Raw genomic sequence first — 22,740 nt, forward strand, 5'->3', positions numbered from 1 at the left:
TAATAATTAATTTGAATTTTAAGAATTGATAAGAGGATTAAAGTAAATACTAATATCATATTTAAAATATAATCCAATACAAAAATTTAGAAATGATAAAAAGGAGCCACAAATGAAAGAAAAGTATTTAAATGAAGTTAAAATAGGTGAAAAAGTTGAAATGTCATTAATGATAATAAAAATATTATCAAGAGATGAACTTACAATGACAGCGTACATAGGAGATAAAACAAAAGAAGTTAAAGCAGTGCTTAAAGATGAAAAGAAAAAACTTACCGTGGGACATGTAGTTAAAACTAAAGGCACATATGGAAATCTTTACAAAGCAGAAGTCTTACAAATTATAGAAGACTTCGATTTACGGGATTATGTGCCATCAGTAAAGAGACCGGTTGAAGATATAATGAAAGAATTAGAAGAACTTACATATATAGAGTTTAAAAGTCCAGAAGTAATCTCTTTAAATAACTATTTCTTTAAAGATGAGAAGTTTTTAGAACGATTTACAAAAGCTATTGGAGGAGTATATCAACACCATAATTATTTAGGTGGGCTCGCAGAGCATACTTTAGGGGTAACTTATTTAGCAAAAATGTTTGCAGATAGATATAATTGTAGACATAAAGAAATAGCTATACTTGGAGCTAAACTACATGATATTGGTAAAATAAAAGAGATGAATTATGATGGACCATTTACTTACTCACTAGAAGGCGAAATGGAAGGTCATATAGTTATTGGAGTTACAATGCTTGAAGAAGCATTTAGAGCAAATCCTGAGTTATATACACATGAGTTTAGACAAAGAATTAAAGGTATTATAGTTCAACATCATGGAAAGCTAGAATATGGATCACCAAAAACAATGAAGAGCCAGGAATCTTATATAGTTCATTATTCAGACTATGTAGATTCAACTATGAATAAAATTGATATTGTTATGGATGGTGTAGAAGAAGGCGAGTGGACTTCTTATGAAAGAAGAATGGATGGAAAGCTTTTTGTATAAAGTATAAATTTAATAAAAAAAGAGTGCAGAAATTTATTGGTTTTTGCACTCTTTTAAATTTGTTAAGATCAATAATTATTTAAGTAATTATCTCATTTAATAAATATAAAAATACACGTTTATTTATGAATTTTAGCGTGTATTTTCTTTTTTTATTTATTAAATGTCAAAAAGCATAGTATATGCATATTTTATAATGAGGTGACTAAAATGAAGATTGTAATAGATTATGGACATTGTCTTTCAGGATATGATACAGGTGCATCTGGAAATGGATATAGAGAGGAAATATGCACTAGAGAAATAGGAAAAAGAATTAAGAGTAAATTAGAGAAGCTTGGACACACTGTTTATGCAATAGCTCCAGATTATTCAAACTCAGTTAGAGAAAGCTTAAATGTACGGGTAAATTCTGCAAATTCAAAAAGTGCAGAAATTTCAGTTTCAATCCATTTGAATTCAGGTGCAGGAAGAGGGGTTGAAATATATACAAAAAATGGACAAGCATTTTCTCAAGCAACAAATATTTTGAAAAATATTTGTGAGATGGGATATGTTAATAGAGGAATTAAAGATGGATCTGAACTTGCTCTGGTAGGTAGTATTTGGACAAATTCTATGCTTATAGAATGTGGATTTATTGACAATGAATCAGATATGAAAATATATAATCCTGAAAAAATTGCAGATGCAATAGTAAAGGGATTAGTGGGTTCAACAGTTTCTATACCTGATAGAGAAACAAGTGGTGAGAATTCTAATGGGGGGACAATAAACAAAAATAAATACTTGAATTTAAGTCCTAGCGTAACTAGTTGGAGGGTATATCCATTAGGTAAGTCTCCAGTAGTTGGAAATGAAGTTGGAAAGCTTGCACCGTCTCAATATGGAGGATTATCGTATTTAATACTAGGAAGTCCATCAGTAGATATATATACTATAGAGACATCTGTTTGGGGTAAGGTAAATATATATGCTCCATCTAATGATAGTTCATGTTCATTTACAAATAGTTCTAATGATGGAGGTAGTCCAAGTGTGCCAAGCACTGTTAAATATTTAAATCTGAGCCCAAGTGTAAGTAGCTGGAGAGTTTACCCATTAGGTAAAAATCCTGTTATAGGAAATGAAATAGGTAGTTTAGCACCAGTAACTTATGGAGGATTATCTTATGAAATTAAGGGGAATCCTATAGGGGATGTATATACTATAATAACATCAGTTTGGGGAAAGGTTAATATTTATGCACCTAGGGATAATGAAAGTACAATAACATCAAGACCATCATATTAATTAGAAGATAAAAAATAGTTATATACTATGCTTAAAGCTGGAATTAGTAATAAAGAATCCTAATATAAAACAGGATATTTTTATTGTTAATTCTAGCTTTTTTATATTTCACTAAATTGATATTAAAAAAGAAAATTATTTGGGCTAATAGGGGCAAATGGAGCCGGGAAATCTACAATTATAAGATCTATACTTGGTCTTATAAAGAAAACTAGTGGAGATATTAAAGTTAATAATAAAAATATAGAGACTAATGAAAAGGAAGTAAGAAGTAATATTGGATACTTACCATCAGAGTGTAACTATTATAGTGATATGAAAGTTAAGGATATACTTAAGTATTCTCAAAAGCTTTATAAGAAAGATAATATATCAATTGAAGAGTTAGCAAATAAGCTAAAGTTAGATTTAACAAAGAAAATAGATGATTTATCTTATGGAAACAAGAAAAAGGTTGGTATAGTAGATGCAATTCTATCTGATGGTGATATTTATATATTTGATGAACCAACAGGTGGATTAAATCCTTTAATTCAGGAAGAATTTTTAAAAATTATTGAAGATTTAAAATTGAAGGGAAAGACTATTATTTATTCAGCACATGTATTATCAGAAGTTAAAAGGTTATGTGATAGAGTTTGCATTATTAAAGATGGAAAGATTATCAAAGTAGAGGAGATAAGTGATATAAATGAAATGAAACTTAAACATGTTATCTTAAAAGTTCGTAATGAAGAAAAAATCAATATAGAAGGAGCTATGGATATTAAATATGAAAAAAATAATATAACGTTCAGTTATACTGGATACATTAATAAGTTAATGAGTGAATTAGGAAAGTGAACATTGTAGATATTAATATAGAAAATCCATCTTTAGAAGAGGTTTTTTAAAAAAATTATGAAAGATAGGAAGAAAATATGAATGATATATTTAAAAGAGAGTTAAAGAGTAATATAAAGTTAGTAATTATATGGACTTTAATTATAGCTGCTTTAGTCTTAATGATGGTGGGATCATTTACCGTGATGAAAGATGACTTAGAAAAATTAACAGAAATGATGGATGTTATGACAAAGGCACTTCTTGCAGCGTTTGGAATGGATAATTTAAATATGATTAAAATTGAAGGATTTTACGAAAGTAAAGGACATTTAATTGTTATATTAATGGGATCCATTTTTGCTGTATATTTATCATCAAGTTTACTTGTAAAAGAAGAGGATGATAAAACTATAGAATATTTATTAAGTAAACCAATAACAAGAAATGAAATTTATTGTGCCAAATATATGGCTTTCGTTACAATAATTACAATGTTTAACATTGTAATTGCAATGCTTATGGCAGGTGGAATATATGCTTTTGCAAATGCACCTGTAGATGGGGAAATTGTTACTCTTTTAGCAGTTACACCTCTGATTTTACACCTAACATTTGGAACTATTTGTTTTGCAATTTCAACATTATTTAAAAAAGTAAGGTTAGTTATAGTCCTATCTTTAGATATGTTCGATAGAATTATACAAGTTTCAATGGTAAAGGGGAAGTCGCATTTGAATTTAAAATGGAGTCAGGAATAGTAGTTCAGGCTTTTGGAGAGTTGTATAATGAGTTTAAAGCTGAGTTAGAAGTGGACTATAATAGATATGTGCTACTTACTAATGAGTTATTACTTAAAAATATAGATTATTCGAAATTTAAGGAAGATGTTAATGTAAATAAGGTTTTGGAAATAATTATTTATGTTTCAGAAGGGTTGAATAATAAATTTATAGCGCAGTATAAAGGTGATTATAAAGAAATTATGAAAAATACAGTAAAGATAAGAGAGGAAGCCTTAAGTTATATAGATATTATAAAAAAGAGTGTTTATTTATAAAAAAATACAATTAAACTATAAAATGTAAAATAAAATCTAGACTTAATATTAAAAAGTAGTTATAATAATTAAATACTATTTTCTTAATATTAATAATTTATATAAATAATAAATTGTAAGGAAGTTTTTAATATGAGAGCACTTATTATTGGATTTGATCCATTTGGTAAAGAAAATATAAACCCGGCATTAGAAGCAGTTAAATTATTACCAGAAAACATAGCTGGAGCAGAAATAATTAAATTAGAAATACCAACAGTATTTGGGAAGTCTTTAGAAAAAATAGAAGAAGCAATAATTAAACATAGTCCAAACATTGTAATATCAGTAGGTCAGGCAGGTGGGAGATTTGGAGTTACTCCAGAAAGAGTGGCTATAAACTTAGATGATGCTAGAATAAAAGATAATGAAGGAAATCAACCAATTGATGTTTCAATATTTGAAGATGGAGAAAATGCATATTTCTCAAGCCTTCCAATAAAATCAATGGTATTTGAAATGTCCGAAGAAGGAATCCCTTCATCAGTCTCAAATACAGCAGGTACATTTGTATGTAACCATGTAATGTATGGTATTCTTTATTTAACTAATAAGAAATACCCTGGAATTAAGAGTGGATTTATACATGTTCCATATATACCAAGTCAAGTTATAAGAAAACCTAATATGCCATCAATGTCTTTAGAGGATATTTGTAAAGGATTAGAAATATCAATAAAAGCAGCAGTAGAAAATAATGAAGATATTGAAAATGGAGATTGGACAAAAAATAGAAAATGTAGTAAAATTAAATAGAGATTAATAATCTTCATGAAGTTAATTTTATTTTTGTGTTAGAAGAAGGCAGGTATTTTACCTGCCTTTTTTGTTTATTATTTCATAGGCCACATTTTTAATTTGCTTTGGTATTTCAGTTTTAAAGCTTTTATTACAATTATTACAAATCGTATTTCAATAAATATCAGCATCCATTCCTGCAATGTTTGTTAAACTCCATGCAGTAATTTCAGAATCACCATGCTCATCTTTATCAACTTCAGGAACAATCTGTTTGAAAATATTATAATTTTTATTTATAATATCTAATCTAGTTTCACCAGGTTTTGGGCCAACCTCAACTGTAATTATATAGTATCTTTATATTCACTAGTTCTTATATCAACTGCGTTGACAAAAGAGGCCCCATGAGATAAATCAATAGCTTCAGCTTCAGATTTATCTTTCTTAATATTTTTTATATTTATATAACAATGTAATATTATAAAAAATAACGGAGAAATATATATATCACAATAACTATTATTTTTTAAATGCCTAATATAATAATGAAAGGTTAGTTAAAATAAAGTTAACTGTGAAATATTAGTAAACTACGTTAAATTATGATATTATAATTTAATAAATATAGTTTTATAAGGAGATAAAAATGAGTGAAAAAATTACGCTAGAGGATATTTTAGAAGTTCAAGAAATGGAAATGGAAGAAATGACTAGTTATTACAATATTATATCGCAATGTATGGTTGTATTATCAAAAGATGATATGGAAATAGCTAAAAGCAATGGAGATACAATCAAGTTAGAAAGCTGGAAACGAGAAACAGCAGAACAAGCTAAAGATTTTCTGGAAAATCCTAATAATTATATAAATTTTCCAAAACAAGAAGAATATAATGAATATGTAATAATGGAAGATTTTATTAAACAATGTAATAATGAAGATTTATTAAAAAAGCTAAATATTAATTTAAGTGGAGAAGAAGCTTTTAGAAAATTCAAAGATACAGTTTATGATATTGGATTAGTTGATGAATGGTACTATTTTAGAGATGAAAGATGTCTAGAAGTGGCGAGAAAATGGTGTGAAACAAATGGTGTAGATTACGAAAAGTAATACATAAGGCATATAAAAAAAACAGGTAGAAAACTTAAATAATTTATTTGAACTATTTTATGTATAAGAACCTATGTTTGAGTTAATAATTAAAATAACTCAAATATTAGGAGGTTTTTATTATGAATAAAGTAAATATTATTGGAAATGTAACAAAGGATTTGGAACTTAAAACAAGTGAGAGTGGAGGAACCCCATATGTTCAATTTATAGTAGCTCTAAATGAATATATATATGGAACAAAGGAAAAGAAAGCAATATTTTTAGAAACTGTAGCATTTGGAAGACAGGCAGAGGTTTTAGCTGCGCATTTAGTAAAAGGAAGCAAAATTGCTATAGAAGGAAAGCTAAGTACTGGTAGTTATATAAATAAAAATGGTGTAAAGTCTTATAGTACAAAAATTATAGTTGAAGACTTTACTTTTGTAGATTCAAAAAGAGCAATAAGTTAATTAGAGAAATTGATATTAGGATAGAAAAATATACTAAGAATTATTTAAAATAAAAAATAAAAAAGCGAGTTTAATATTATGAGTATAATTTTAAACTCGTTTTTTCATACTAACTTTTATTTTCATATTCCTACCAGTAGAAATTTATAAAAGGCGATAGTAGAACATAGTTCATATAATGTAGTATAATATAAAGAGTACGTATTTAAAGTAATAATAAATACTATAATAATAAAATAGATACTAAAGAAGGAGATCAAATTATGGCTAAGGTTATAGTTGTAGGGGCAGGCCCTGCTGGTATTATGGCAGCACTAAGTGCATCAAAAAATAATGATGTAACATTAATAGAAAGAAATAATGAAATAGGAAAAAAGTTAAAGCTTACTGGTGGTGGAAGATGTAATATTACAAATAATAGAAGTATTGAAGAGATATTTGATAAAGTTGTTAGTAATAAGAAATTTTTATATAGTGCTTTTTATACTTTTTCTAATACAGATTTATTAGATTATTTTACTGAAAATAATCTTGAATATAAAGTTGAATATGATGAAAAAGTATTTACTAAAAGTGATAAATCAGAAGAAGTAATTCAGCTTTTTAATAATGATCTTATAAAAAATAATGTTAAAATTTTATATAATACTAAGGTAGATAATTTAATAATTGAGAATGGAGAAACAAAAGGGGTTATAACTAATTATGGCAAAAATATATATGCGGATAAAGTTATAATAACAACTGGTGGTAAAAGTCATCCGCTTACTGGTTCTGATGGGAGTATGTTTGAAATAATAAGGGGGGTTGGGCATACTATAAAACCATTATATGCAGCGTTAATTCCTCTTGTTATAAAAGAAACGTTTGTTAAAAATTTACAAGGTGTAGCGATGAAGGAAGTTGTATTTAAAGTTAAAATAAAAAAGAAGAAGATAGAAATTACAGGTGATATGATATTTACTCACTTTGGAATATCGGGTCCAGGAGTTTTAAAATTATCTTCACATATTAATAAAGTATTAGAAAATGAAGAAGTGGAAATTACATTGGATTTTTTTAGTGATAAGTCTAGAGAAGAAATTTCAAACATAATTAAAAGTAATCCAAATAAAACAATTTTTAATAATTTAAAAGGACTTTTAACACAAAACTTTTTAAAGGAAATTTTAGGGGCATTAGATTTATTGGAAACAAAACCAACAGATTTAAAAAAGGAAGATGAAATAAAGATTATAGATTTTATTAAAGAAATGAAACTTACAGTTAGAGAAACATTAACAATAAAAGCAGCGATGGTAACTAGTGGAGGAGTTAGTGTTAAAGAAATAAATGCATCAACTATGGAGTCGAAAATAATAAAAAATCTTTATTTTGCGGGTGAAGTAATAGATGTTGATGCTGAAACTGGTGGGTATAACCTTCAAATAGCATTTTCAACGGGGTATTTATCAGGGTGTGACTATTAATTTAATATAATTAATTCAAATATATGTGCATTAATTTGGAGGCAATTATGAAGACAGAGTATTTTAAGATAATAAAAAAAATTAAAAATGTAGATATTAAATCAATTGATTTAGTATGGTTCTTATTATTTCCAATATTAAATATAAATTATATTGTAGCTGCTAATATAGTTGAATCAGGTAAAAATATTGAACTTGGATTTGATAGACTAATTCCTTTTGAATCAATTTTTATAATTCCATATATCTACTGGTATATATTTATTACAATAGGGTTAATCTATATTTTATATAAAAGTAGAAGTGAATATATTAAAGTTTTTATAGCAATAACAATTGGAATGAGTTGTTGCTATGTTATTTATTATATATTTCCAACTCAAATAATTAGACCAGTTGTAGATAAGTCTAATATATTAAATAAACTGGTAAATATCATATATTTAAAAGATAAACCTTTTAATTGTTTCCCATCAATACACGTTTTGAACACATATTTTATTATGAGATATACTAAGTTTGAGTATAATAAAAAATATTTTTATTATACTCAAACAGTGGGCGTACTAATAATTCTTTCTACTGTTTTTATAAAGCAACATTTTGTTTTAGATATTATAGCATCTATTATTTTATGTGAAGAAATAATATTTTTAATTAATAAAATAAAGAATGAAAGTTTAAATAAAATATTAGATTTACCATTACGTATTAAAAATAGATTTGATAAAAATAACGAAATAACTTACTAAATTTATATTAAATGGAATTATAGCAATGATTATCTTTTATTTTTCTAATATCACGCATTATAAAGTGAATATTTTAAAGTTGATCCTATTAATAATACTATAGTAAATAAGATAAAAAAAGAAATAATAGTTCACTATTATTTCTTTTTTTTATGAAAAATAAATTACTAAAAATAGATTTAATATTTTTAGTAATTTAATTGTAGTATTATATAAAAATCTATTCTGTTAATAAAATAATATACGAATCTAGTTTTTTTTATATAAAAGCAACCTCAAAACACAAAATAAAAATAAATAATCTAAGAAAAATAGGAAATATGAAGTTAAATAAATGACTCTAACTTCATATTTAAATTAATTAAAGTTGGTTAACATCAATAACTTTAAAGAATAGATCTTCTATAGATCCACTCTCTTTATATTTTTCACGTAAAGAGTATTTATTTCCAAACTCTAATATTTTTCCTTCCTTCATAATTATCATTGTATCACTTATTTCATCCATAGACGCAAGAACATGAGTACTAACTAGTATTGTCTTACCGAGATTCTTTAATTTAAGCATCATTTCTCTAAATTCTTTAATTCCTTGAGGATCTAATCCAACAAAAGGTTCATCAATAAAGAAAATATCAGGATTATGAATAAGTGCCATTATAATAGATACCTTTTGTTTCATACCTTTAGAAAGTTCTTTTGCTAATGTATCTTTTTTATCAACTAAATTAAAAGCTTCTATATATTCTTCAGCTTTAGAGGTCCAATCCTTTATATTATATGCTAAAGCTATAAATTTAAAGTGTTCCCAAATTGTAAGAAGCGGATAAAGGTCAGGGGTTTCGGGGATGTATGCTAAAGTTTCTCGAACACTTCTATCACTAGAAGGTATGTCGTTAATAAGTATTTCACCACTATCTTTTTTTAGTAGAGAAAGTACGCATTTCAAAGTTGTAGTTTTACCAGCACCGTTAGGACCACATAAAATTGCAATTTCTCCTTTATTTAAGGAAAATGATATATTATCAATAGCCTTTACTTTTTTAAATGATTTAACTAGATTTTTAATTTCTAACATAATTTCTCCTCTTTAATATTCTATTTTATTAAATAATGTATTACATAGTAGCATTAATAAACCAAAGTAAATACTTATAACAATGGTTAATGCTCCAAAAGCTATATAAGGATTTGTAGTAATTGAATATGTTAATACAGTAATGCCTACAGGAACCATAACAATAATCATTGAAAATAATATTGAAAGCATTCCAGGTCCTACATCTTCTTCTCGGGGTAATAGTAATATCATGACTAAATTTTGCATTCTAAGAACAAATGTTGTTAATATAGTTATTATATAAATTCCTATACCTAAAATTAAATATTCATGTCTTAATACTATAGATGGTACAAACATTATAGTAATTCTAATTACTAGTAATAGTATCTCATCTAAAAGTGTAGCAAAAATTTTAGCAATAGGACTACCGGGTATTAAGTAAATATATAAATTTTTTAACTCTCTTGGTAGTTCCGAAGCAGCTGTAAATATTAATACCCCATAAAGTGTTGAAACGCTAATAGATACTAATGCTATTAATTGATATCCTTTTAAAGTAGCATAAGCACCCCCTATAGAAATAGCAATATTTAATGCGAATACAAGATACTTTTTTATAGAGGTCTGTCTTCTTTTACGTGCTACAGAACATTTCCAATATAAAGCCATTACACCAGTTCTCTCTTTTGATGATATGCCTATATTAACTTTTTTTATTTTATTTTCAACCTGAGTATTATAATTAAAACCTCTTGAGGCTTTAGCTACTTTTATTTTTTCATTAAGATCTGCAACACTATTTGCTATGTCTTCATAATAGTCTACATTTAATATGGTAAATATATAGGAGTTTAATATAATTAAACTCAGTAAGAATATCAAATCTAAAATTGGGGGTACTAATGTCTGCATTAATATTAATGATGAAAATTTAGATATTGAGCTTATTATAGGAATAGATATTAAATAGCTAGAACCAATATCTTTTAAAAATAATGATATATCAAATCCATAAGTATATAATTTGTAAATATAGTATGAAATTAATATAAATAATAATCCAGTAAAAATACGTGAAATAAGTTTTAGTTCTTTCTCAAGTCCAGTCTTTACTTTTATTGCGAATAATAAATATGATAAAGATATAAAGAATAATAAAATAAAAAAGAAACCTATAGCAACTGGAATAAGTCCAACTAGCGAAATATTAGTTTTTGAAACTAGTATAACTATTAAAAATATTATCGATAAAAAAAACATTCCGACTCCCTTTATAGCACTTTTTACCATGGAATAGAATAGTATAATTTTATTATTTAATGGAGAAGGAAATAAATATTGAATATCTGAAAGTGTAAAATTTTTAGGGGTATAATCACATAAGTAAAAGGAGAAAACTCCTAAAATTAATATTGAGGCAAATATAGCTATTCCACCTAGAACTTGTGTGTAAACTATATTAGAAATAGTGAAGGTTATATTGCTCAAATTATCTGTGTTGCTATAATTTCCTGAAAATATTAAAAAAAATACTAAGAAAAATATAGCAGGTCCAAATCTTTTTAGAAATATTAATGGGTTATGAATAGCATCAAGTAATCCATTTTTTATCTTTAAAAAGTCTAAGTATAATAAAATTTTTAAATCTTTCATAAAAAATAGTCCTCCTTTTATATAAAAATAGTATAACTCTAAATACAATTATATACAAATTAGATGTAGAAATTGAAAAAAGTCCTTCAATGTATATAGTTATTTTATAAAGTGAAATAATGTATACATACAATTTGATGAAAATATAATGTATGGTATAATTAGTGAAAATAGAAGTAGTAGGTGATAAAGTTGATTGAAAAGATAAAAAAAGTAGCAACAATACAAGATATGTCGGGAATAGGAAGAAGTTCTTTAACAGTTGCATTGCCTATAATATCTACTCTTGGGGTACAGTGTTGTCCCTTTCCAACAGCAATTTTATCTTGTCAAACAAACTATCCAGAATTTTCATTTTTTGATTTAACTAAAGAAATGAGCAATTATAAAAATGTTTGGACTAAAATGAATATTGGATTTGATTGTATTTATAGCGGATTCCTAGGATCAGAAGCACAAATAGATATAGTAATTGATTTCTTTAAGTCAAATAACAAAGCTTTAATTATGGTTGATCCTGTAATGGGTGATAATGGAGTTATTTACGATACGTATACAAGTAATCTATGTAATAGAATTAAGGAGTTAGTTAGTTATGCAGATATAGTAACTCCAAATGTTACTGAGAGTTTTATATTAACTGGAGAAGTGTATAATGAAAAACAAATCAATTTAGGGTTTTTAGAAAAGTTAGCAAAAAAAATTTCAAATATGGGACCAAGTAAAGTTATTATTACGGGAATAATAATAGATAACGAAGTGTGTAATTTAGCTTATGAAAAAGAAAAAAATGAAATTTTTATAATAAAAAATAAATATATTAAAAAGTATTATTGTGGAACTGGAGATATTTTCTCATCAATAGTTTGCGGAATGCTTGTTAGAGGATTTGATTTTAAAGTTACTATAGAAAAGGCAAGCAAATTTATATACAATGCTATAAAATACACTTCACAATTTGATACAGACCCAAATGAAGGAGTAATGTTCGAAGTATTTTTAAAGGAGTTAATATTAATAAATGAACAAAAATAGACCAGAATATTATTAGTTATTTATTTGAAGATCCATTAGCTATTATTAAAGTATAATAGCTAAATAACCTTGTATAAGTATTATTATAGGGATACCTAAGGTAAACTTTAGGCTTTTTGTTTTATGTCTAAAGCAATGCATTCCTAAATAGGAACCAATAGAACCTCCAATAATAGATACAATAAATAAATTCAACTCACTAATTCTCCATTCGTGTTTAATAGCCCGTCTTTTATCCACTAACATAAGTAAAAATCCGACTAAATTAATTATGGATAAATATAAAAGTATTAAAGTTTGCATAATAATCAATCTCCTTACTAGGAATTGAAAAAAGATAACTAATCTCAAAATTCCTTATATAATAGTATATTATATAGTCTACTTTAGTATAATGTATATGTTTTTTTTATTATATCTTAAATTCTATATAATTTTATAGGGTGTTATATAGAAATTAAGGTATAATAATAGAAGTTGATAACATGGGATTTTACTTTGGGAATCTTCAAAAAGTGATATAATACAAACATAAATAAATTTGGGAGGAAAACATATGAAAAAAATTGCAGCGTTCTTTGATATTGATGGAACAATATATAGAGAAGGGTTAATTACAGAAGTTTTTAAAAAAATAATTAAGTATGAATTATTAGATGAAAAAAAGTGGTATAGAGAAGTAAAACCTGCTTTTATAAATTGGGATAAAAGACAAGGCGATTATGATACATACCTTTTAAAAATGGTTGATATTTATATAGAGGCTATAAAAGGTATTAATAAATATCATATAGATTACATAGCTAAAAAGGTTATAGAACAAAAGGGAGATAGAGTATATACATTTACTCGTGAAAGAATAAAGTGGCATAAGGAACAAGGACATATAGTTATTGCCATATCGGGATCACCTATAGAATTAGTTAGCGAAATGGCTAATAAATATAATATGGACGATTATAGGGGTACAATTTATAAATCTGATGAAAATAACATGTATAATGGAGACATAATTCCAATGTGGGATTCTGAAAGTAAAGAGAAGGCTATACTAGAAATGACTTGTAAATACAATATAGATTTAGATAAAAGTTTTGCTTATGGAGATACATCAGGCGATTTCACAATGTTTAAATCCGTGGGAATACCATATGCTATAAATCCTACTAAAGAACTTTTAGATAAGGTATTAAATGATGAAGATATAAAAGAAAAAATTAAAGTTATAGTAGAGAGAAAAGATGTTACATACAGCTTAGACATAAATTCATTAAACATAGTATAATTATAAATACAAGATAAAAGTATTATAAGACTTTTATCTTGTATTTATTTTTAAAGTGTCTTAAATATATTTATAAATCACTGAACTTGTATTTTATAATCATTTAAACTAATTTTATACTCTAATAACATTTCAATTACAGTATCTCTTAATTCATTTTCATGAGATTTTTTTAGTACAATAGTATTGTGCTCAGGAAAAATCATTTCAGATTCTTTATTATCTTTATAATTTTTAGTTAACATAGATGCAGTTTTCATTATTAAGTCATCCCAATTTTCAACATCTACAGAAAAATTGTTAAGTGAAATCCTAACTGGCGTTAGACCTGTAAAATCATTATAAATAGGTTTATATATATCTAAATTACTTTCTTTAATTTTATCATTTTCTATAAGAGATGCTTTATCACCAATAACATCCATCCATTTAACATATTCATTTAAACTTGTACTGATTTCATGTAATCTTACACAAGTTTCTCTATACTTGTTACTTAGTTCAAAATCTCTATTAATTTTAATGATTTCACTTGATTTATCCTCAATAAAATCAATTGATTTTTCTAGAGTAACTTGAAGGTTTACTAATGCTTGCCTTATATCTTTAGTAGGGGTTGGGAATTCATTGATAATATATTCAATAACCTTAGTATCAATTATTGGATCATCTCTCATATCTTTTTTTGTTTGTAATTCTCTATTGGCTAAAAAATTTAATTTTATAGCAGCCAAAATATCACACCCTTTATTAAAAGTATATAAATAGGAATTTATCCTATAATTAGAGTATATTAATTAGTTAATTAATATATAACTTGAAAATTTAATTAATAATGTTATTGTTTAAAAGTTGTGTTTAAAAATATAGTTGTATATAATATATTCGAGGTGAAATACGTGATTATAGAAGATTTAGAGAATATTGTTCTTAATAATACTTCAGGACTTACCTTAACTAATGGAGAAAGATATTTTAGAAGAGGATTAGTTAAAGAAGTGTCGACAGACATTCACGGTGGTCTTTTAGATTTGTTTGGGACTGTACAGTCAGAGTATAACAATGAAATATTTAATACTCTATTAGAAATAGATTTAAATTGTTTAATGATTACTGATACACAATGTGAATGTGATGATTTTTATAGAGTTTCAAAAAATAAAGATATATATTTATGTAAACATATAGTAGCAGTTTTTAAAAGATATCATAATATTATTGATTCTAGGAATAAAGGGGCTAATAGTGAAAATATAGATGCAACGGCAATAATAGAAGCAAGTGAAATGTTAATAAATTGTATAGATAATAATCTAAAAGATAAAGAAAGAATTAAATTAGAAGTAAGCTTAACTAGAGTTAATAGTTATAGAAGAGAGTATTATGAAGCCGAATTTAAAATAGGATCAAATAAATTATATGTTTTGAAAAATTTAGAAGCATTTATAAATGCTAAAAAATTTGAAACAGAATTAAAATATGGTCAAGAATTTAATTATAATCCAAATAAATATTATTTTTCAAAGGAAGATGAAAATGTAATAGATTTTATTGAAGAATATGTTTCTATTAATGAATCTTTAAGAGGAAATTCTATTTCTGGAACAATATATAGAGTTGTAAATGGTAAATCTTTAATGATATTACCCGATGCTTTAAAGAGATTTTTAAATTGTATAAAGCATAAGGAGATAAGGTTTATTTATGATGAAAAGACTGAATCTTTATTAAAAGATTCACCAGTTAAGATAATTAATGAAGATATACCTTTATGTTTTAACCTAGAAAAAAAGGATGAAGGGATAATTTTAAAAACTGAAAATGATATTCCGACACCCTTAAACTTAAAAGGTGATGTGTTTTTATATAATAATAATATATATTTACCATCAAGAGAACAGTTTAAAGCATTTAAACTGTTCTATGATTTTTTAAAAGAAAGTAAAGAAATCGAATTTAAAAAGGATAAAGCTAATGAAGTATTTAATAAAGTCTTACCTCAACTTGAATGTATAACAAATGAAATATCATTAGATAATAGCCTTAAGAAATCAATAATAAAAACTGGTTTAATGGCAGAGTTTTATTTTGATAGAAATAGAGATAAAATCTGGTGTGATATTAAATTTAAATATGGTGAAGATAAACTTGATTTAAATAGAGCTTTAGAAAAAGGAAAATTTATAATTAGGGATATTAAACAAGAACGTAAAGTAGAAAAAGCCTTAGAGGATTTTAAATTCTTTAAAGAGGGAAGTAAGTTTATGTTTGCTGGAGATGATAATGACCTATATAATTTTTTAAATGAAGGAGCTTTAAACCTTAAGGATATTGGTGAAATTTATTATTCAGATAGATTTAAAGAACAAAGAATATATAAATCTCAATCTATACAAGGAAATATAACTGAAACAAAAGAGGGGTATTTAGAATTTAATTTTGAAATTGGTGATATTGAAGAAGATGAATTTAACAGTATACTAAAAGCTTTTAGAAATAAACGCAGATTTTATAAGTTGAAAAATAATAGCTTCATTGATTTAGAAGAGGAAAAAACTTTAGAATTCATAAATCTACTGGATAATATTAGTGGTGATGGGAAGGTTAATAGTAAAAGTATAAAATTCCATAAAAATAAAGCTATATTTTTAAATGAGGCAATAGATGATAAAGGCCTTAATTTTATAAAAGGAAAAGAAAATGTTCAAAATATTGCAGATAAAATAAAGACGCTAGATAATATAGACTATAAGGTACCACTTGAGCTTAAAGCGACTCTTAGAGAATATCAGATTACAGGTTTTAAATGGTTTAAAACAATAAGTCATTTAGGTTTTGGTGGAGTACTTGCTGATGAAATGGGGCTTGGTAAAACTATCCAAACTATCGCGTTTTTATTATCAGAAAAAGGAAGTAAAACGCTTATTGTTACACCAACATCTTTAATATATAATTGGAAAAATGAATTTGATAACTTTGCACCTACAATGAAGGTTATAACAATATATGGTAGCAAAGCTGAAAGAGCAATTCAAATTGAAAATATAGATGATTATGATGTTATTTTAACAACATATGGAACTTTAAGAAATGATTTTACAGATTATGAAGATAGAAATTTCGATTACTGTATTATAGATGAAGCTCAAAATATAAAAAATCCTTTAGCTCAAAGTAGTGAAGCAGTTAAAGCGATTAAAGCAAAAGTTAAATTTGCATTAACAGGTACTCCTATAGAAAATAATCTTATGGACTTATGGTCTATATTTGATTTTGCTATTCCAGGATATCTTTATAATAAAAGTAGATTTCAAGAAAAGTTCTTAAATAATAGAGATGGTAGTTTTAACGATTTAAAAAAATTTATTCAACCTTTTATGATAAGAAGATTAAAAAAGGATGTTATGACTGAGCTTCCAGAAAAAATAGAGAAGAAGTTTTTTGTAGAAATGACTAAAGAACAGAAAACTGCTTACAGCACATTTGTAAAAGATGTTAAAAGTAAAATGGAAAATAAAGAGTTTATAGATAATAAAATAACAGTGTTTTCCTATCTTACGAAACTTAGACAATTATGTTTAGATCCAACTATTTTACTGGATAATTATACTGGTGGAAGTTCTAAAATAGATGTAGCAATAGATTTAATAGATCAAAATATCCAGGAAGGTCATAAAATATTGCTATTTTCACAGTTTACAACAGTGCTTAAGAATATATCAAAACTTTTAGATCAAAGTTCTATTAACTATAGTTATTTAGATGGTTCAACAAAAGCTAGTGATCGAATAAAAATGGTTAATGAGTTTAACAATAGTAAAAGTAAAAACATTTTCTTAATTTCACTTAAAGCTGGTGGAACAGGTCTTAATTTAACTAGTGCAGATGTAGTAATACATTTTGATCCATGGTGGAACCCCGCTATCGAAGATCAAGCAACAGATAGAGCACATAGATTTGGTCAAAAAAATGTAGTAGAAGTTATAAAACTTATAGCAAGAGGTACCATTGAAGAAAAGGTATTAGCTATGCAAGATAGTAAAAAGGAACTTATAAATAAAGTAATAAATGGCGAACTCGAAAATGGTAGTTTTTTGAAAAGCTTAACCCAAGAAGAGTTATTAGATTTATTAAGTTGACGATTATACTATAGGGGGAATATATGCAAACAGAAGTGAAAAGTATATTGGATAATGTAATATATTTAAATATTGAAACAACAGGACTAGATGAAAAAACTTCTGAAATAATTGAAATAGGTGCAGTAAAGATTAAAGACTCTATTGTAACAACTCTTAATATTTTCATAAAGCCAAAGGGGAGAATCCCCCTTTCCATTTATGACCTCTGTATAGATTTAAGAGAGGAAGACCTATTAAGTGCTAGAAATATTGAATATGTTAAAAGTGAACTATTGGGATTTTTGGAAGGCTTGCCTTTAATTTGTTCTAATGGAGAATATGTTAAAAGTTTTTTTGAATATCACATTATAGAAGTGAAAAATGAAGTGCTAGATTTAATGGAAATGGCAGCTATTTTAGAACCGTGGAGAAAAGAATATAATTTGCAATCACTTTTAAATGATGTAACAACACTAAATAAAAATCAAATGCATAGAGGGCTTCAAGATTCTCTTGATACAATTCTAGTGGTAAATTCTTTTTTATGCAGGTTATGGACTAAAGAAGAGATTTTAGGGGCTCTAGAGCCTATTTATAAAACAATTATTAAAGGTAATAGCCTTCTTAAAAAGTGGAATTGGACTAATTACTTGCTAAAACCAATTATGTTTAATAATGATGAATATATATATGTTTATTACAAAGATAATAAAGAAGAAAATATTCATTTGAAAAGAATGGATATTGACTACAATGAATATGAGGATTTACTAAAAAATTCTGAAATATGGGATAATGAAGGAGATTTTAGCTACGAGTATAGAGAGGAACAAAAGAATATTTCAGCTAAAATACGACAAACAATTGAAAATAAAGAGAGAATATTTATAGAAGCTCCAACAGGTAGCGGTAAAACATTTGCTTATGTATTAATAGTTGCTATAAGCACTTACTTAAATAAACTAGAAAGAAACATTGAAGAAAGTAGTGTAATAATATCTACAGATACAAAAGAACTTCAAAATCAATTAATAGAAAAAGATATTCCAAACATATTAAAAAAATTATCTTTATACAAAAAAATTAACTTTGGTGCAATTAAAGGTAAAAGTAATTATTTATGTACAGAAAGAGTTAGTGACTATAAAGAATTTGAGGTTGATATAAATGGTCCACTTGTAGAATTATTTATTAAAAGGCTAATTACTGGTGGTAAATATGGAGATATTGAAAATATAAGCTTTTGGGCTTATAAGCATTTTGAACTTGATAAATATATAAAGCATATATGTTGTGAAAGTGAAAATTGTAATTTAGATAAATGTATTAGAGAGTGCTATTTAAAGAATAGATATAATGAATTACCTCTTGATAATATAACAGTAATTAACCATTCACTTTTAGCTAATTGGCCCTATGGCGAAAAAAAGAAAATTTATCATTTAATTATAGATGAAGCTCATAATTTAATGGAAAAAGCTTATGATTTTTTTTCAGAAGAATTTAATTCTAAGGAGTTTTTAGATTTACTAGATGAAATTGAAAATGGAAATCCAAGTATTTATTTTATATTAAGACGATTAAATGCTAATTTTGGATATAGAGAATCAATTGAAATAAGTGATATTAAAATTAGAAGAGATGATATAGAATATAATATTTTAAATATAATTAATGAATTTAGAAATATGAATCTTCAAAATAAGGAATATAACTTTACAACTGAGTTTTTTAATTCAAGAGAAGAATATAAATTATCTATGGAAAGTGTACGGGAGCATTTAAGTAACTTGAAAGTTAGTATATATAGTTTGTATAAACTCCTAGACACATATATAAGCAACATAGTAAGTGATGAGGACCCTCATGGAGATAAAGACTATAGAAAGCTCCTTAATTATATAATGAAGCTTAAAATGCAGTTTGATGTAATTGACACCTTTATTACACAATCCAATGAGTATGCTAAAATTTTAGAAGTACATAAGGAGTTTAATTATTTTAAAATTACTAATACACCACTAAAAGTTGGAGAGTTAGTCAATGATAGAATATTAAGTGATGTTAAAAGTACAACATTTCTTTCGGCAACTTTAAGAATAGATAATTCTTTTAATAATATAAAGAAACATTTAGGTCAGGAAAGTGCAAATGAATATAAAATACCAGCAGTATTTAATTTGAAAGAGCAAACAAGAATATTCACTTTAAAGGATTTGGGAAGTTATAATAGTGTGAATTATATAAAAAATATTTCTGGTTTTATATTTGAAACTGCTAAAAAATTAAATGGTCATATGCTTGTTCTTTTTAATAATAATAGTAGAAGAGAACAAACTTTAGAAGAATTATCAATTCTAACTAAAGGAACTACTATAGAGCTACATACAAATAAAAAAGCTCTAAAATATTTAAGAGATAAAAACAGACAAATTATAATGCTTGGAACTAAAGGTTTTTTTGAAGGGATTGATTTGCCAGGGGATGCTCTGACTTGTGTAATTATTGACAAGTTACCAAATCAAAATGTAGAAAACCCTCTTGTAAAAGCTATAACAACTTATGAACATAAGAAATACTATGAAGTTAACTATCCCCAGCTATGCATTAAAGTAAAACAAAGTTATGGAAGGCTTATAAGAAGCACTTTAGACTATGGATATTTTATAATTTTAGATGGAGGAACTAATAATATTACATTAAGAAAACTTGAAAAAGATCTAAGTGGGCCAAGGATAGAAAATGTAAAATCAGAAGAACTTTTAAGTTATATGGATAATGATTATAAAATTTGGAAGATGAATAACTTAAGAACTTTACTAAATAATTTAAGAGTAAAAAGCAAGGATATACCCTCTTCAATTAAAAATGAAGCTGTTTTAAACAACTTATTTTGGGAATTTAAAAGATATGGAGAATGGAGTACAGAATGGTATTTTAAAAATATAAATACTACAATAAAAGTCAATGACTCAGTTAAGGGAGTTGAAAGAAATTGAATACAGAGACTTTAAAATTAAAGCATATACATAAAGGGCGAGTAATTGAATTTGAAGTAGTTTATAGAAAAAGAAAAACAATGTCTATAGAAGTTAATTTAGAAGGGAAAGTACGTATTTGTGCCCCTATTAAATTAAAACTTAAAAACATTTTAGATGTAGTTGGAAAAAAAGCTAATTGGATTTGTAAAAAACAAGATGAACTAATAGAAAGAGGCTCTGTGAGAAGAGTTAATAAATATATAAATGGAGAAACATATCTATACTTAGGGAATGAATATATTTTAAATATAGAATGCAATGAAGATATAAAGAAACCTAAAGTAGTGATTAAAGATAATATTATTCAAATTTCATATAAACAAATAGACAGTGATACAGTTAAGTCTATATTAGAACTATGGTATAGACAGAAAACCTTAGAAGTGGTAATTGAAAGAGTTTCTAATTATACAAAATTCTTTGCTGTTTCTCCTAAGGAGTTAAAAGTAAAACAACAAAAGAGAAGATGGGCAAGTTGTACATATGACAATAGAATTCTTTTTAATTGGAGAATATCTATGGCACCTATAGATGTAATTGATTATATAGTAGTACATGAAATGTGTCATATGGATTTTAAAGATCATTCAAACAACTTTTGGAATAGAGTAAAATCTGTAATGCCAGATTACGAATTGTATAAGTTATGGTTAAAAGATAATGGATTTAAATTAGAAATATGATTAGGAATTCTAAAAAAATGACAAGTCATATATATTGGGTTGTTGTTTTTTGAAGATTCATTAATGAAGGTAATGGTGAAAAATGAATTTTGTTGCAATTGATTTCGAAACTGCTAATGAAAAAAGGAATAGTGCTTGTTCAATTGGAATTACAGTAGTTGAAGATAATAAAATTATAGAAGAAAGATATTGGTTAATTAAGCCTTGTGAGATGAGGTTTGAGCCAATTAATATATGGATACATGGGATTAAAGAAGAAGATGTTGAAAATGAAAAAACATTTTTGGAGCTTTGGAGTGAAATTAAGCCTTACTTAGACGGGAAGCTTGTAGTTGCACATAATGCTTCTTTTGATATGAGTGTATTAAGAAAAACATTAGATAGTTATAACATTCCTTATCCAACTTTAGATTATTTTTGTTCAATGATAATATCTAGAAATTTTTATTCCTATTTAGAGAATTCTAAGTTAAATACTATTAATAATCATTTAGGATATAAGTTTAATCATCATAATGCAAGTGCAGATGCATCTGCATCTGCAAATATAGTATTAGAAATAATAAAGGAACTAAAAGTTGAGGATATAAAGGAATTATCAAAATTAGTTTGTTTTAAAATAGGTAAAATACATAACAATGATTACACTTCGGCGGGTAAATTACAAGGCACATCAATAATTTCCACAAGAGTAAATAAGAATGTGTGTAATAATAAAACTTTAATAAATACTACTGATTTTTTCAGAGACAAAATAGTTGTTTTTACTGGAGGGCTATCCTCTATGTCGAGATTAGATGCTATGCAGTTTGTAAAACAAAATGGAGGAAGCACAGGAAGTTCAGTAACCAAAAAAACTAATATATTAATAACAGCTGTAAAAAATGTTCATGATATTAGTTATACTAATATGAGTACAAAATTAAAAAGAGCTAAGCAACTTAATGAATTTGGACAAGGAATAGATTTGTTAAATGAGGAAGAATTCTTAAGCTATGTGAAATAAGGTGACTGGGGGAAATAAGAAGTCAAGGCGGTATTTATATTTTTTGAAAATGACTAATAATAAAACAGAGTAATATAATTATATATAGTACTCTGTTTTCTC

General features: G+C 25.9%; 19 protein-coding genes and 2 pseudogenes. 16 read left to right on the forward strand and 5 right to left on the reverse strand.

Annotated features, from left to right (window positions below):
• The first annotated feature begins 112 nt into the window (after positions 1-112).
• The 6 genes and pseudogenes from J1C67_RS15010 (at position 113) to pcp (ending at position 4,979) form a co-directional block, all read left to right on the forward strand.
• Entirely contained in the window at positions 113-1,009 is an 897-nt protein-coding gene (locus J1C67_RS15010; protein ID WP_167865043.1) for an HD domain-containing protein, read from the forward strand.
• A gap of 210 nt (positions 1,010-1,219) precedes the next feature.
• Positions 1,220-2,302 (forward strand): N-acetylmuramoyl-L-alanine amidase, encoded by a 1,083-nt coding sequence (locus J1C67_RS15015; RefSeq protein ID WP_167865044.1) that lies wholly within the window; start codon positions 1,220-1,222, stop codon positions 2,300-2,302.
• A gap of 144 nt (positions 2,303-2,446) precedes the next feature.
• Positions 2,447-3,145 (forward strand): annotated as a pseudogene (locus J1C67_RS15020) (ABC transporter ATP-binding protein); the annotation flags it as partial.
• A 77-nt stretch (positions 3,146-3,222) separates the two neighbouring features.
• Complete coding sequence (locus tag J1C67_RS15025) at positions 3,223-3,885, forward strand: ABC transporter permease subunit (protein ID WP_167865045.1); 663 nt, start codon at positions 3,223-3,225, stop codon at positions 3,883-3,885.
• On the forward strand, positions 3,870-4,184 hold the full coding sequence (locus J1C67_RS15030) for a hypothetical protein (RefSeq protein ID WP_167865046.1): 315 nt from the start codon (positions 3,870-3,872) through the stop codon (positions 4,182-4,184). The genes J1C67_RS15025 and J1C67_RS15030 overlap by 16 nt, the downstream gene beginning before the upstream one ends.
• 132 nt (positions 4,185-4,316) lie before the next feature.
• Positions 4,317-4,979, forward strand: a complete 663-nt coding sequence (pcp, locus tag J1C67_RS15035) for a pyroglutamyl-peptidase I (protein WP_167865047.1) — start codon at positions 4,317-4,319, stop codon at positions 4,977-4,979.
• A gap of 63 nt (positions 4,980-5,042) precedes the next feature.
• On the opposite strand, the pseudogene J1C67_RS15040 reads toward pcp, so the two are convergent.
• A pseudogene (locus J1C67_RS15040) lies at positions 5,043-5,428 on the reverse strand (lactate/malate family dehydrogenase); the annotation flags it as partial.
• Positions 5,429-5,610: 182 nt separating this feature from the next.
• Between J1C67_RS15040 and J1C67_RS15045 the strand changes: the two are divergent.
• The 4 genes from J1C67_RS15045 (at position 5,611) to J1C67_RS15060 (ending at position 8,751) form a co-directional block, all read left to right on the forward strand.
• Positions 5,611-6,078, forward strand: coding sequence for a UPF0158 family protein (locus J1C67_RS15045; RefSeq protein WP_167865048.1), 468 nt, complete (start codon positions 5,611-5,613; stop codon positions 6,076-6,078).
• A gap of 122 nt (positions 6,079-6,200) precedes the next feature.
• A complete protein-coding gene (locus tag J1C67_RS15050; RefSeq protein WP_167865049.1) occupies positions 6,201-6,530 on the forward strand; it encodes a single-stranded DNA-binding protein in 330 nt (109 codons plus the stop codon).
• Between the two features lie 263 nt (positions 6,531-6,793).
• Positions 6,794-7,999 (forward strand): BaiN/RdsA family NAD(P)/FAD-dependent oxidoreductase, encoded by a 1,206-nt coding sequence (locus J1C67_RS15055; protein ID WP_167865050.1) that lies wholly within the window; start codon positions 6,794-6,796, stop codon positions 7,997-7,999.
• Positions 8,000-8,046: 47 nt separating this feature from the next.
• A complete protein-coding gene (locus J1C67_RS15060; RefSeq protein WP_089965974.1) occupies positions 8,047-8,751 on the forward strand; it encodes a phosphatase PAP2 family protein in 705 nt (234 codons plus the stop codon).
• A gap of 361 nt (positions 8,752-9,112) precedes the next feature.
• On the opposite strand, the gene J1C67_RS15065 is transcribed toward J1C67_RS15060, so the two are convergent.
• Both J1C67_RS15065 and J1C67_RS15070 read right to left on the reverse strand, forming a co-directional pair.
• Positions 9,113-9,829, reverse strand: a complete 717-nt coding sequence (locus J1C67_RS15065) for an ABC transporter ATP-binding protein (RefSeq protein WP_089965976.1) — start codon at positions 9,827-9,829, stop codon at positions 9,113-9,115.
• Positions 9,830-9,841: 12 nt separating this feature from the next.
• A complete protein-coding gene (locus tag J1C67_RS15070; protein ID WP_167865051.1) occupies positions 9,842-11,467 on the reverse strand; it encodes a putative ABC exporter domain-containing protein in 1,626 nt (541 codons plus the stop codon).
• Between the two features lie 192 nt (positions 11,468-11,659).
• Between J1C67_RS15070 and J1C67_RS15075 the strand changes: the two genes are divergently transcribed.
• Positions 11,660-12,502 carry a pyridoxamine kinase gene (locus tag J1C67_RS15075; RefSeq protein WP_243176615.1) on the forward strand — a complete coding sequence of 281 codons (843 nt, stop codon included), beginning with the start codon at positions 11,660-11,662 and terminating at the stop codon, positions 12,500-12,502.
• Between the two features lie 45 nt (positions 12,503-12,547).
• On the opposite strand, the gene J1C67_RS15080 is transcribed toward J1C67_RS15075, so the two are convergent.
• Positions 12,548-12,805, reverse strand: a complete 258-nt coding sequence (locus J1C67_RS15080; protein WP_167865052.1) for a DUF1294 domain-containing protein — start codon at positions 12,803-12,805, stop codon at positions 12,548-12,550.
• 253 nt (positions 12,806-13,058) lie between these two features.
• Between J1C67_RS15080 and J1C67_RS15085 the strand changes: the two genes are divergently transcribed.
• Complete coding sequence (locus J1C67_RS15085; RefSeq protein WP_089965982.1) at positions 13,059-13,787, forward strand: HAD-IB family hydrolase; 729 nt, start codon at positions 13,059-13,061, stop codon at positions 13,785-13,787.
• A 77-nt stretch (positions 13,788-13,864) separates the two neighbouring features.
• Here J1C67_RS15085 and J1C67_RS15090 read toward each other — a convergent pair whose 3' ends face one another.
• Positions 13,865-14,521, reverse strand: coding sequence for a hypothetical protein (locus tag J1C67_RS15090; protein WP_167865053.1), 657 nt, complete (start codon positions 14,519-14,521; stop codon positions 13,865-13,867).
• A gap of 156 nt (positions 14,522-14,677) precedes the next feature.
• Here J1C67_RS15090 and J1C67_RS15095 point away from each other — a divergent pair, with 156 nt between their 5' ends.
• The 4 genes from J1C67_RS15095 (at position 14,678) to J1C67_RS15110 (ending at position 22,638) form a co-directional block, all read left to right on the forward strand.
• Positions 14,678-17,926 carry a DEAD/DEAH box helicase gene (locus J1C67_RS15095; protein WP_167865054.1) on the forward strand — a complete coding sequence of 1,083 codons (3,249 nt, stop codon included), beginning with the start codon at positions 14,678-14,680 and terminating at the stop codon, positions 17,924-17,926.
• 23 nt (positions 17,927-17,949) lie between these two features.
• Complete coding sequence (locus J1C67_RS15100) at positions 17,950-20,907, forward strand: helicase C-terminal domain-containing protein (protein WP_167865055.1); 2,958 nt, start codon at positions 17,950-17,952, stop codon at positions 20,905-20,907.
• Positions 20,904-21,632 (forward strand): M48 family metallopeptidase, encoded by a 729-nt coding sequence (locus J1C67_RS15105; protein ID WP_167865056.1) that lies wholly within the window; start codon positions 20,904-20,906, stop codon positions 21,630-21,632. Before J1C67_RS15100 ends, J1C67_RS15105 begins: the two co-directional genes overlap by 4 nt.
• Before the next feature lie 82 nt (positions 21,633-21,714).
• The gene (locus tag J1C67_RS15110) at positions 21,715-22,638 is read left to right on the forward strand and encodes an exonuclease domain-containing protein (protein ID WP_167865057.1); all 924 of its coding nucleotides are present in this window, start codon (positions 21,715-21,717) and stop codon (positions 22,636-22,638) included.
• Positions 22,639-22,740 lie beyond the last annotated feature (102 nt).

The sequence above is a fragment of the Clostridium gasigenes genome (assembly GCF_017348895.1).
Taxonomy (GTDB): Bacteria; Bacillota; Clostridia; order Clostridiales; family Clostridiaceae; genus Clostridium; species Clostridium gasigenes.